Origin of the sequence: Streptomyces sp. NPDC059371, assembly GCF_042751995.1 — a bacterium.
GTDB lineage: Bacteria > Actinomycetota > Actinomycetes > Streptomycetales > Streptomycetaceae > Streptomyces.
In genome coordinates this window covers 23,901-35,851 of record NZ_JBHYXD010000088.1, presented here as the reverse complement: position 1 = coordinate 35,851, position 11,951 = coordinate 23,901, and the positions used below count along the sequence as shown (strand labels likewise).

The following is an 11,951-nucleotide window of genomic DNA, read 5'->3' as shown; positions in this document are numbered from 1 at the left end:
CCCGCCGGCGGGACACGCGGAGGCCGCTCGGCGGGACACCACGAACCGGCCCGCGGACCCGGCAAGCCGGCCCGCGAACTCCCGCACCCCGGTGCCGAGTTGTCTTGAACCACTCCCCCGCGTGCGTGAGCGTGGAGGTCATCCAATGCCGTGACAGGCGCAGCGGAAAGAGGGGGCACACGTGGGACACACCGGCACGGACACGGATGTGGTGATCGCGGGCGCCGGGCCCACGGGCCTGATGCTCGCCTGCGAACTGCGGCTGGCGGGTGCCGACGTGATCGTGGTCGAGCGGCTCGCGCAGCGCTCGGGCGAGTCACGGGCCGGCGGGGTCCATTCGCGCACCCTGGAAGTGCTGGACCAGCGCGGCGTCCTGGAGCGTTTCCTGGCGGAGGGCGCGCTGCAGCCGGTGGGCCACTTCTCCGGCCTCTACCTCGACTTCGACGAGTCGGAGTCGCGGCACCCCTACCCGCTGATGATCCTGCAGTCCGCCATCGAGCGGCTGCTGGAGGAGTGGGCCCTCGAACTCGGCGTGCGGGTGCGCCGCGCGTGCGAGGTGAGCGGCATCCATCAGGACGAGACCGGTGTGACGGTGGAGACCGTCGGGGCGCGGGAGGCGCCCACGGCGCTGCGCGCCCGCTATCTGGTGGGCTGCGACGGCGGGCGCAGTACGGTGCGCAAGCTGGCGGGCATCGGCTTCCCCGGCACCGAGGCGACGATGACGGCGCTGATCGGTGACGTCGAACTCCCCGATCTGCCCGAGGACTACGTCTGGGTGCGGCGCACCGCGGGCGGGGACTACTCGGCGATCGCGTTCGAGCCGGGCTGGCACCGGGTGATCACCTCGGAGTTCGACCGGGTCGCGGACCGCGAGGAGAGCGTGACGTTCGAGGGGCTGCGCGACTCCCTGGTCCGGGTCGCGGGCACCGATTTCGGCATGCGCAACCCCCGGTGGATCTCCCGGTTCAACGACGCGGCGCGGCAGGCCGACCGGTACCGCAAGGGGCGGGTGCTGCTCGCGGGCGACGCGGCGCACATCCACTTCCCGGCCGGCGGGCAGGGGCTGAACATGGGGGTGCAGGACGCGGTCAACCTCGGCTGGAAACTCGCCTCGGTGGTGCGCGGCCGGGCCCCGGAGAGCCTGCTGGACACCTACCACGCCGAGCGGCACCCGGTCGGGGAGCGGGTGCTGCACAACACCCGGGCGCAGTCGGCTCTGGTGCGTCCCGGGCCGCAGACGGACGCGCTGCGCGAGATATTCGGCTCCCTGATGGTGTTCGACGAGGTCAACCAGTACCTGCGCCATCTGCTGACGGCCCTGGACATCCGCTACCCCCTCGACGGCGACCACCCGCTGACCGGCCGCCGGGTCCCGGACGCCGACCTGAAGGCGTCCGACGGCGCCACCCGGGTCCACGAGCTGCTGCGCGCCGCCCGCCCGGTCCTGCTCGACCTGTCCGGCGGCACGCGGGTGGCGGCCGTCGCCGCGGGCTGGGCCGACCGCGTGGACGTCGTCGAGGCGCGTGGCGAGGACGAGCAGTGGATCGTCCCGGTCCTCGGGGAGATCCCCGCGCCGGCCGCGGTCCTCATCCGCCCGGACGGCCATGTCGCCTGGGCGGCCGCCGCCGGCACGGTGCCCGACGCGTCCGCGCTGCGGGCCGCCCTCGAAACCTGGTTCGGCCCGGCCCGTGTGGGCTGAGCGGCCTTTGCCCGAGACGAACGGCCGGCCGGTCCGCTCCCCGGCGGGACCCGGCCGTGACGACCCTACGAAGGGAACACACCGACCGTGAACAGCACGTGGTTGCGACGCTTCACCACGACGGCCGCCGACGGACCGATCCTCGTGTGCTTCCCGCACGCGGGGGGCGCCGCGACGGCGTTCAAGGACCTGGCGCGCATCCTGCACCCGGACGTCGACGTGGTGTCCGTGCAGTATCCGGGCCGCCAGGACCGCTACCGCGAGGAGCCGTTCACGGCCCTGGAGCCGCTCGCGGAGGCGGTGACCGAGGAGCTGGCCCGTGAACTGGCCGCGGACGGACGGCCGTACGCCCTGTTCGGGCACAGCATGGGCTCGCTGGTGGCGTTCGAGACGGCCCGGCAGCTCGCGAAGCGTCGACTGCCCGCCCCGCGGCGGGTGTTCTTCTCCGGCCGCGGCGGTCCCGACCTGCGCGACAGCGCCTACGACCTCTACGACGACGCCGACATGCTGGCCGAGGTGCGCCGGCTGGGCGGCACCGACCAGTCCATGCTGGAGGATCCCGACATCCTGGAACTGGTGCTGCCGGCGCTGCGGGCCGACTACCGCATCCTGGGCACCTACCGCGGGCCCGTCGGCGGCGGGCCGCTCACGTCCCCGGTGACCGCCCTGATCGGGGACAGCGACCCGATCGCGACGGTCCAGGACGCCCACACCTGGCGGGAGCACACCACCGGCGACTTCCGGGTGGAGGTGTTCCCCGGCGGGCACTTCTACCTCTTCGACCAGCTCGAGAAGGTCGCCGCCGCCGTCACCGAGGGACTTCTCACGCGGGCCGCCGCTTCCTAGCGCCGCGCCGCACGGACAAGCGGCACGCACGGCTGGAGGGGCCCGGCTCGATGCGGGCCCCTCCTCTTGGCCGTGCCGCGCTCAGCGGGTGTGCCGCTTGTCGTCCGCGCCGAGCCTCAGGCTGTCCTCGCTCACCGGCCGAGCCCGAGCTGGTCGGTTGCCGCGTCGACCGTCTGGGCCAGCAGGACCGCGATGGTCATGGGTCCGACCCCGCCGGGGACCGGCGTGATCAGGCGGGCACGGGTGCGGGCGGTGTCGAAGTCGACGTCGCCGACGTTGCCGGGGTTGTATCCGGCGTCGATCACGACGGCCCCCGGCTTGATGTCCTCGCCGCGGATGAGCCGAGGCCGTCCCACGGCCGCCACGACAATGTCCGCCTCCCGCACGGTCGCGGCCAGGTCGGTCGTCCGGGAGTGGCAGTAGGTGACGGTGGCGTCCCGGGCGAGCAGGAGCATGCCGACGGGCTTGCCGAGGATCGCGCTGCGGCCCACGACGACGGCACGCCGGCCGGCGAGCTCGACGTCGTACTCGTCCAGGAGCCGCATGATCCCGCCCGGGGTGCACGAGGCGAAACCGGGCAGTGCGAAGCTCATCGCCCCGAAGGAGCTCATCGTGACCCCGTCGACGTCCTTCTGCGGCGCGATGGCCTCGAACGCCGCCCGCTCGTCGATGTGCGGGCCCACGGGGTGCTGCAGCAGGATGCCGTGCACGCCGGGATCCTGCGAGAGGGAGTGGAGCCTTGCCACCAGCTCGGCGGTCGTCGTGGTGGCCGGCAGGCCGACGAGCCGGGACTCGATGCCCGCCTTCGCGCAACGGGCCCGCTTCATGCGGACGTACGTCACCGAAGCCGGATCCTCACCCACCAGCACCGTTGCCAGGCAGGGCGTCACGCCGGTGCGCCGCGCAAGTTCTGCCGCCCTGCCGGATGTCTCCTCGACGATGCGCCGGGCAAGGCCGGTACCGTCCATGAGCTGGGCTGTTGGGGACTGGGACATGGTCGCCTCCAGGCGTCGCTGACCACTCGCCCAGGCGCACGGCATCGACCGAATCGTCAGGCCGCTCCCCGGTGGTACTCCACCTCAGCGCCAGTCACGGCCCGCACGCCACTGTATTGACATCCGCCCCCTCTTAAAAGAGGGGGATTCCAACCCGGCTGGGTTGGGGTTCACGGACGCTCGACCGCTGTTCGGGCGGTGTCGTCCCTCCGGCACCGGCTGATCGCCGGGGGCGGGGGATCCCGCCCTGTCCTGCCGCGACGTTGACTGCTGCATTGGTGTCCGCGTTGCAGGTGAAGCCGCACAAGGAGCAGACGAACTCGGCTTGGCTCTTGCGCGAGTTCTTGTCGATCCAACCGCAGGCGCTGCAGCGCAGACTGGTGTAGGGGGCCGGCACGTCTTCGACCCGGCCCGGGGCCTTGTGCCCGGTGCGTTGCCGGAGCAGGCCCCAGCCCTGGGCCAGGATCGCCCGGTTCAGCCCGGCCTTCTGGGTGACCTGCTTGCCGGGCCGCTGGGTGCTTCCCCTGGCCGAGCGGGTCATGTTCTTGATGTTCAGCTTCTCGAACCGCACCAGGTCATAGGTGCGGGCCAGCATCGTGCTGGTCTTCTCGCACCAGTCCTTGCGCCGGTCGGCTTCACGCGCTTTGAGCTTGGCCGCCTTGGTGTACTCGGCGGTCTTGTGTTCACTGCCCTTGGGGGCGCGGGCGGCCCGTCGCTGGTGTTTACGGACCTGCGCGCGTTCCTTCACGGTGAGCTGGGGGCAGTTCAGCTTCCGCCCGTCGGAGAGGGCGGCCGTGATTTGCACGCCCCGGTCGATACCGATGGCCTCTCCGGTGCCGGGCGCCTCGACCGGTGCGGGGATGACCGCAAAGGCGATGTGCCACCGGCCGTTGCGCAAGGTGACGCGGAAAGTCTTCGCGGCGGGCAATGCGGTCCGGGTGAGCCGGAAGCGGACCCAGCCGCAGCCGGGCACCTTGACCTGCGCCCATCGGCGGTTGAGCTTGCGCACCACCACGGAGCGGCCCATAACCTGCTTTCCGGTCTTTGCGTTGAGCTTCGGTGAGCCGTCCTCGTCGAACTCCGGGACGCGGTCGGTGCCGATGACACGGAAGCCCTCGTGCCGGTACTTCTGGCGCCAGGTCGGCGGACGTGAAGCGGGCGTTCTTGGCCGTGGCAAAGTCCTTCAGTGCCTGTTGCTGCACGTCCGCGTTCCCGGCACCCAGCCACTCGTTGTCGCGCCGGGCCTCAGTGAGCTGGCGACACTGTTCGGCGAAACCGGGCGCTGACCTGCGCCACCTGCGCCAGTGCGCATGCTGTTCGACCGCCAGGTTCCACACGTACCGGGCATGCGCGCAGTGCAGCAACATCTGCTGCTCCTGCGCGCATGTGGGGTACATGCGGAACTTGGTCATGCCGTCACTGTAGTGACGCAATAACGCGATAACGGCGGGATGTTCATATTCGCGCTTCGCATCTCCGAAGAACTCCACGCCCGTCTCACCGCTCAAGCGGCCGCCGACCGGCAACCCTCAACGTCAAAATCCTGCACCTGCTCAATCGCCCCCGACGCCGTCAGGACGACGAATCGACCTGACGGCGATTTCCCTGCCCCTGCCCTGCTCCACAGGGACTCGCATTCACCCCCGGCCTGAAGGCCGGGGCGCCCTGCAAGAAACGAGGTGGACGCCCTTTGCGCCGGTCATGAACGGAAGACCAAAGGTGCCCGCTCAGGTGTAGGTCGCTCAGGCGTAGGTGTGGAAGCCGCGGCCGGACTTCTTGCCCAGCAGGCCGCCCTCGACCATGCGCAGGAGCAGCGGCGGTGGCGCGTACAGGGGCTCCTTGAACTCCTCGTACATGGCGTGGGCGATGGAGACGGTGGTGTCCAGGCCGATGAGGTCGGCGAGCCGCAGCGGGCCCATCGGGTGCGCGCAGCCCTGTTCCATGCCCTGGTCGACGACCTCGGCGCTCGCAAGGCCCGACTCGACCATCCGGATCGCGGACAGCAGGTAGGGGAACAGCAGGGCGTTGACGAGGAAGCCGGCCCGGTCCGGGGAGGCGATCGGTTTCTTGCCCAGGGTGTCGCGGACGAAGAGCAGCGCCCGCTCGCCGACCCTCTCGTCGGTCAGGACGGAGGAGACGAGCTCGACCAGTGGCAGTGCGGGCACCGGGTTGAAGAAGTGGATGCCCAGGACCTGGCCGGGGCGGCGGGTCGCGGCGGCGAGCCGTACGACGGGGATGGAGGAGGTGTTGGTCGCCAGGATCGCGTCCGGGTCCTCGACGGTCTTGTCGAGGGTGGCGAACAGCTCCAGCTTGAGCTGCTCGTCCTCCTTGACCGCCTCGATCACCAGCTGTCGGTCCGCGAGGTCGGCGAGGTCGCGGGTGAACGACACCCGGGCCAGGGCCGCGTCGCGTTCGGGCGCGGTCAGTTTGCCCTTGGCCACGCCTCGTTCCAGCGATGCGGCCAGCCGCCGCGGCGCGCTCACGAGCGAGGCCTCGGAGAACACCGCGACCTTCACGTCCAGGCCGGTCTTGGCGCACAGTTCGGCGATGCCGGTGCCCATGATGCCGCTGCCGGCGACGCCGACCCGCTCGATGCCGGCGCCGGCTTGGTGTGTGGACAAGGTCATGTGGGGGTCCCCCAGTTCAGAAGTGTTGCTCCGATCGACATGCCGCCGCCGAACCCGGCGAGCAGGACCAGGTCGCCCGTCTTGAGGGCGCCGGTGCGGTGGGCCTCGTCCAGGGCGACCGGTACGGAGGCGCTGCCGACGTTGCCGTACCTGGTCAGCGTGCGGTGGGTGTGCGCGGCGCCGAGTCCGGTGCGCTCGACGACCTCGCCGAGCATCACGCCGTTGGCCTGGTGCGGTACGAAGTGGTCGACCGCGCCGATGTCGACGCCGGCCCTGTGGGTGAGGGCCAGGAGCGCGGGCGGGACGTGCTCGGCGACGAAGTCCCGTACTCCGCGGCCGTCCATCTTGAAGTAGTGGCCGCCCTCGGCGACGGTCGCCGCCGAGGCGGGTCTGCGGCTGCCGCCGGCCTCGACGCGGATCAGGTGGTGGGCGTCGCCGCGGCTGGCCAGGTCGGTGGCGATGATCCCGTACGGTTCGGGGACCGTGCCGACGACCGCGGCGCCGGCGCCGTCGGCGAACAGGATCGCGGTCCTGCGGTCGGTGAAGTCCAGGATCCGTGAGTAGACGTCCGCGCCGATGACCAGGATGCGGGCGGTGGGGTTCACGGTCACCAGGCTGTGGGCCAGCGCGAGGGCGTAGACGAAGCCGCTGCACACGACGTTGACGTCGAAGCAGGCCGCGCCGTAGGCGCCCAGGCCGTGCTGCACCAGGTAGGAGGTGGGCGGCTGCGGGAAGTCCCCGGTGGAGGTGGAGACGATGATGTGGTCGATCTGCCCGGGGCCGAGCCCGGCCTGCTCCAGGGCGCGTTCGGCGGCCTTGACCGCCAGGTCGGAGGTCGCCTCGTGTTCGGCGGCGTAGCGCCGGGATTTGATCTGTGTCTTGCGTTCGATCCACTCGGCGGTGACGCCGACGCGTTCGGCGACCTCCTCGTTGCCGACCTCGTGCTTGGGCAGGTAGGAGCCGGTGGAGAGTATGCCGATGCCCATGTCAGGACACCTCGGTGTGGTCGGGTGCGCTCCGGCGCAGCGGGTTGAGGCGCTGGGGGCCGATCTTCTCGCGCAGGGCGGGGTCGGTGACGCCGAGTCCTTGTTCGGGGGCGAGGCAGAGCACGCCGACCTTTCCGATGTGCTGGTTGTTCTGGACCAGGCGTGCGGCTTCGCCCACGTCCGCCAGGGGGAAGACCTCGGAGAGGATCGGCTTGAGGTGTCCGAGCTGGAAGAGCCGGTTGCACTCCGCCTGTTCCTGGAGGTTCGCGGCGTGACTGCCGATGATCCGTTTGAGGTTCATCCACAGGTAGCGGTTGTCGAAGTGGTGGTCGTAGCCGGTGCTGGAGCCGCAGGTGACGACGGTGCCGCCCTTGCGCACGACGAACACGGAGATCCCGAACGTGGCCCGGCCGACGTAGTCGAATACGACGTGCGGGTCCTCGCCGACCTGTCGGCGGATCTCGCGTCCGAGCCGTTTGCCCAGCTCGATGGTGCGTTGGGGGGTGAGCGCGTCGTCGCCGCCCATGCCGATGTCGTTGCGGTTGATGACCACGTCGCAGCCCAGGCGGCGCAGCGCCTCGGCCTTGTGTTCGGAGCCGACCACGCCGATGGGGATTCCGCCCGCGTTCTTGACCATCTGCACCGCGAACGCGCCGAGGCCGCCGGTGGCGCCCCAGATGAGGACGATGTCGCCCTGCTTGATCCGGGCTCCGTTGTCGCCGACCAGCATCCGGTAGGAGGTCGCCGCGGTCAGCAGCACCCCGGCCGATTCCTCCCAGGTCAAGTGGGCGGGCTTGGGCAGGAGTTGGCTGGCGCGGACCACCGCGTAGTGGGCGAGGCCGCCGAAGTTGGTCTCGTAGCCCCAGATCTTCTGCCCCTGCCCGAGCATGGCGTCGGCGTGCGTGGCCGGTTCCTGTTCGTCGACCTGGACACAGCTCACGACGACGTGGTCGCCGGCCTTCCAGTGCCGCACCCCCGCCCCGGCGCGCACGACGACGCCGGAGGCGTCCGAGCCGACCACATGGTGGGGCAGATCGTGCCGGGCGGCCCAACCGCCTTGGCGGGCGCCGCGCTTGAGGAACTCGAAGGTGGGCACCGGCTCGAACGTCGCCGACCATACGGTGTTGTAGTTGATGGAGCTCGCCATGACGGCGACGACCACCTCGTCCGGCGCGATGTCCGGCAGGGGGACCTGTCCGACGTGCAGCGACTTGCGGACGTCGTTGTCCGCGACGCCGTCGAACATGCCGAGGTCCGCGGCCAGGAGGTGCGCCGCCTCGTAGGTCGAGGGGAGTTCGTGCCGCCCGATTTCGTCCGGGCCGGCCCCGGACAGCAGGGCCTGTGTCAGAGAATCCATGGCTTCCTTCGCCTTCGCCTTCGCCGTGCCGAACCGCTGCTGACCGGGCCGGGCCGTGCCCGGCATCGGAGGACCCCAGCGGCTGGGGCTCCCCGGCATCGGAGGACCCGGCCTCAGAGGACCCCCGGCGTCAGAGGACCGCGCCCTCCTTCGTCCGCCTGCGCAGGCTCGGCCTGCTGGACCGGCCGAGGTCCTTCCACATGTCCGACAGGCCGGTGATGGTGCGGGCCGCGAACAGGCGGCGGATGGACACCTCCTGCTTGAGCTCCGCCCGGATCAGGCCGACCAGCCGGATCGCGCGCAGCGAGTTGCCGCCGAGGTCGAAGAAGTCCTCGTCGATGCCGACCCGGTCCAGCTCCAGCACCTCGGCGAACGCCTTGGCGAGGATCCGTTCGGTGTCGTTGCGCGGTGCGCGGTAGGTGTCCGGCTCGGTGGCGGGGTCGGGCAGGGCTGCCCGGTCGAGGCGGCCGCCCGGCGTCACCGGCAGGTGTTCCAGCACGGTGAACAGGGTCGGGACCACGGACTCCGGGAGTCGTTTCGCGGCGAAGCCGCGCAGTTCGTCGGCGGACACGGTCTGGCCGTCGACCGGGACGACGTAGGCCACCAGGCGCTGCTGCCCGGCCGCGTCCGGCTTGACGGCGACAGCCGATCGGGCGAGGTGGGGGTGTTCGGCCAGTACCTCCTCGACCTCGGCCGACTCGACGCTGACACCGCGTACGTCGGCCTGGGCGCCGGCGTCGGCGACGTGCTCGATCCGGCCGTCGGCGCCCCAGCGCACCCGGTCGCCGGTGCGGTGCATCAGGGTGCCGGGCGGGCCGAAGGGGCAGGGCACGAAGCGCTCCGCGGTCGGTCCGGGGCGTCCGAGGTATCCGCGCGCCACGCCGGGGCCGGCCACGTACAGCTCTCCGGTGACGCCGGCGGGGACGGGTGCCAGGCCCGGGCCCAGGACGTAGAGGCGGGTGTTGTCCGCCGGGCGGCCGAGGGTGCCCGGCCGGTGTTCCACCCCGTCCGGGGTCAGGCGGTCGGTGGCGGCGAATCCGGCGGCTTCCGTGGGGCCGTGGCCGGTGACGATCGTCGTCTGCGGGCAGGCCTGGCGGATACGGCGCAGCGCGGCCGCGGGAACTCGGTCGCCGCCGGTGAACACCTCGCGCGGTCCGGCCAGGGAGGCGGGCTGCTGGGCGGCGATCGCCGTGAACCGGCCGGCGGGCAGCCACACGGCGGTGATGCCGTGCTCCGCGTGCGCCCGGGTCAGGGCGTCGGCGTCGAGTTCGCCGGGGGGAGCCACGACCACGCGGCCGCCGCCCAGCAGGGGCGCCCACAGTTCCAGGGCGAGGGTGTCGGAGGTGACCGGGGTGTGCCACAGCACGGTGCCTCGGGCGGCGCCCTGCCAGGCGCGGTCCAGGACGAGCCGCTCCATGGCGCGGTGGGTGATGCCGACCGCGGTGGCGGCGCCGGTCGTCGACGTGGGGCTTACGGCCACGAGGTTGTCCGGGTGCGGGAGCGGGTGCGGGGGCGGGGTGGATGCCGGTGCGGTATCGGTGGCGGCTGCGGCATCGGCGGCGGCCGGTGCGGCGTCGGCGGAGGCGGTCGGTGCGGCGTCGGCGGGTGTGGCGGCGGAGGCCGGTGCGGCGTCGGTGGTGAGGTCGGTGAGTACGAGGGCCGGGATCTCCAGGCCGGCCGAGAGCGCCTGGGCGGTCGCGGCGTCGGTGAGCAGGGCGTGTGCGGCGGCGTCGCCGGCCACGAGTTTGGCCCGCGCCGCGGGCAGTGCCGGGTCGAGGGGCAGGTAGGCTCCGCCCGCCTTCACCACGCCCAGCAGGGCGACGGCCAGGTCCGCCGACCTCTCCAGCGCCACCGCCACGACCGTGTCGGGCCCGACGCCGTGCCGGCGCAGCGCGTCGGCCAGCCGGCTGGAGCGCTCGTCCAGTGCGCGGTAGGAGAGGGTGAGGTCGCCGGACTGGAGTGCGACGGCGTCGGGGGCCGATGCCGCCTGCCGGGCGAACAGTTGAGGGACCGTCAGTGCGGGAAGGGGTGCGCCGGTGTCGTTCGGCCGGGTCAGCACCTGCTCGCGTCCGGCACCGGTGAGCACGTCCAGGGCGCCGACGCTCTGTTCCCCGTCGGCCACCACGGCGCGGATGTGGTCGATCAGCTCCTCGCCGATGAAGCGCAGTTCCGCCCGGTCGTAGAGGCGTGCGGGGGCGTCGAGGCGGATGTAGAGGTCGCTTTCGGCGCTGCCGTCGCTGTAGACGCCGATGGACAGTTCGTCGAAGGAGCCGGTGGTTCCGCCGAGGTAGCGGGCGAGGTGGTCGCCGAAGCGGAGCTGGTCGACGAACTCGACGACGTTCATGACGGCGCCGAAGCTGCCACGGTCGCTCAGGGCGGTCCGGCTCGCGCGCTGGATGTCCGAGTAGTGGCAGGCGGTGTGGCCGGAGATCTCGTACGTCTCGTCGACGATCGCGTCGGCGAGGTCGGCGAAGGTCGTGTTCAGCGGGACCTTCACGCGTACGGGGACGACGTTCACGGCGAGGCCGGGTGTCCTGCTGGCGATGCCGACCCGGTTGCCGACGGCGAGGCAGAGCAGGAACTCGGGGCGGTCGCAGCGGTGGCGGAAGAACACGGCCGCGGCGGTGGTCAGCAGCGTGGAGGTGAACACGCCCATCGTCTTGGCCGCCTGGGTCCACGCGTCGGCCTCGGCGCGCGGGACGGTCAGGGTGCGGCTGACCATGCCGATGGGCTCGGTCAGTTCGCCCCAGCGGTCGGCGTCGCTCATCGGCTGGGACAGCGCGGCGCGTTCGGCGTCGGAGAGGGCGACGCGCGGGATCTGTGCGGGGGCGGGCGCGTCGGCGAGGTAGTCGCGCCAGAACGCGGTGTCGCCGGTGAACTCGTCGGAGGCGAGGTAGTCGGCCGCCTCGGTCGCGAACGAGGCGGCGTCCCACGGGTGCGGCAGGGCGGGGACCTGTGCGCCGCGGGCCAGCGCCGTGTAGACCTCGGCGAGACGCCTGGAGAGCAGGCCGCCGGTGCCGAACCCGTCCGAGACGAGGTGGTGGTAGGCGATCACCACGAGGGAGCGGGCCGGCGCGAGGGTGATGACGCCCATCCGGAACAGCAGGTCGTGGCCGAGGTCGAACGGCTTGCGGATCAGGTCGGCCAGCGTGTCGCGTGCCGCCTGCTCGGGGTCCGTCTCGGCGGACAGGTCGAGGAGGAAGGGCCGCCAGTCCCCCAGTTCGCGTGGCGAAAGGCGCAGTCCGTCGCCGTCGTCGGCGAAGGTGACGCGCAGGACCTCGGCCTCGTCCAGCACGTGCAGGAACGCGGATTCCATGACGGCCGGGTCGAGTTCACCGTCCACGTCCCACATGGTCAGTGCGTGGTTCAGCGTGTCGGCAGACATTTCCTCCGCCAGCCACAGTCCTTTATGCGCGGACGAAGCAGCGAATGCTCGCACAC

The 11,951-nt window shown here is 71.7% G+C and carries 9 protein-coding genes and 1 riboswitch; of the genes, 3 read left to right on the top strand and 6 right to left on the bottom strand.

Features of this window, described 5'->3' with window-relative positions; translation table 11 throughout:
* Positions 1 to 181 precede the first annotated feature (181 nt).
* Both ACFXGX_RS33620 and ACFXGX_RS33615 read left to right on the top strand, forming a co-directional pair.
* A complete protein-coding gene (locus tag ACFXGX_RS33620) occupies positions 182 to 1,699 on the top strand; it encodes an FAD-dependent monooxygenase (protein WP_384798957.1) in 1,518 nt (505 codons plus the stop codon).
* A gap of 87 nt (positions 1,700 to 1,786) precedes the next feature.
* Positions 1,787 to 2,545, top strand: coding sequence for a thioesterase II family protein (locus ACFXGX_RS33615; protein WP_384798954.1), 759 nt, complete (start codon positions 1,787 to 1,789; stop codon positions 2,543 to 2,545).
* Between the two features lie 131 nt (positions 2,546 to 2,676).
* Here the strand turns inward: ACFXGX_RS33615 and ACFXGX_RS33610 are convergent, their stop codons facing one another.
* Positions 2,677 to 3,540, bottom strand: coding sequence for a bifunctional 5,10-methylenetetrahydrofolate dehydrogenase/5,10-methenyltetrahydrofolate cyclohydrolase (locus tag ACFXGX_RS33610; RefSeq protein ID WP_384798951.1), 864 nt, complete (start codon positions 3,538 to 3,540; stop codon positions 2,677 to 2,679).
* Between the two features lie 21 nt (positions 3,541 to 3,561).
* Positions 3,562 to 3,648: riboswitch (ZMP/ZTP riboswitch) on the bottom strand.
* A gap of 25 nt (positions 3,649 to 3,673) precedes the next feature.
* Positions 3,674 to 4,717, bottom strand: a complete 1,044-nt coding sequence (locus ACFXGX_RS33605) for an RNA-guided endonuclease InsQ/TnpB family protein (RefSeq protein WP_384798948.1) — start codon at positions 4,715 to 4,717, stop codon at positions 3,674 to 3,676.
* A 274-nt stretch (positions 4,718 to 4,991) separates the two neighbouring features.
* Between ACFXGX_RS33605 and ACFXGX_RS33600 the strand changes: the two genes are divergently transcribed.
* Positions 4,992 to 5,192: a toxin-antitoxin system HicB family antitoxin gene (locus tag ACFXGX_RS33600; RefSeq protein ID WP_384798945.1), complete on the top strand. Its 201-nt coding sequence runs from the start codon at positions 4,992 to 4,994 to the stop codon at positions 5,190 to 5,192.
* Positions 5,193 to 5,282: 90 nt separating this feature from the next.
* Here the strand turns inward: ACFXGX_RS33600 and ACFXGX_RS33595 are convergent, their stop codons facing one another.
* The 4 genes from ACFXGX_RS33595 to ACFXGX_RS33580 form a co-directional block, all read right to left on the bottom strand.
* Positions 5,283 to 6,167, bottom strand: a complete 885-nt coding sequence (locus ACFXGX_RS33595; protein ID WP_384798942.1) for a 3-hydroxybutyryl-CoA dehydrogenase — start codon at positions 6,165 to 6,167, stop codon at positions 5,283 to 5,285.
* Positions 6,164 to 7,153 (bottom strand): 3-oxoacyl-ACP synthase III family protein, encoded by a 990-nt coding sequence (locus tag ACFXGX_RS33590; protein WP_384798939.1) that lies wholly within the window; start codon positions 7,151 to 7,153, stop codon positions 6,164 to 6,166. The genes ACFXGX_RS33595 and ACFXGX_RS33590 overlap by 4 nt, the downstream gene beginning before the upstream one ends.
* A 1-nt stretch (position 7,154) precedes the next feature.
* Positions 7,155 to 8,510 (bottom strand): crotonyl-CoA carboxylase/reductase, encoded by a 1,356-nt coding sequence (ccrA, locus tag ACFXGX_RS33585; RefSeq protein ID WP_384798936.1) that lies wholly within the window; start codon positions 8,508 to 8,510, stop codon positions 7,155 to 7,157.
* 130 nt (positions 8,511 to 8,640) lie between these two features.
* A complete protein-coding gene (locus ACFXGX_RS33580; protein ID WP_384798933.1) occupies positions 8,641 to 11,949 on the bottom strand; it encodes an AMP-binding protein in 3,309 nt (1,102 codons plus the stop codon).
* Positions 11,950 to 11,951 lie beyond the last annotated feature (2 nt).

What these genes read in the sequence shown, in the direction of transcription:
- ACFXGX_RS33610 (WP_384798951.1), bottom strand. Translation starts at nt 3,540, where the DNA reads ATGTCCCAGTCCCCAACAGCCCAGCTCATGGACGGTACCGGCCTTGCC.
- ACFXGX_RS33600 (WP_384798945.1), top strand. Translation starts at nt 4,992, where the DNA reads ATGTTCATATTCGCGCTTCGCATCTCCGAAGAACTCCACGCCCGTCTC.
- ACFXGX_RS33595 (WP_384798942.1), bottom strand. Translation starts at nt 6,167, where the DNA reads ATGACCTTGTCCACACACCAAGCCGGCGCCGGCATCGAGCGGGTCGGC.
- ACFXGX_RS33590 (WP_384798939.1), bottom strand. Translation starts at nt 7,153, where the DNA reads ATGGGCATCGGCATACTCTCCACCGGCTCCTACCTGCCCAAGCACGAG.
- ccrA (WP_384798936.1), bottom strand. Translation starts at nt 8,510, where the DNA reads ATGGATTCTCTGACACAGGCCCTGCTGTCCGGGGCCGGCCCGGACGAA.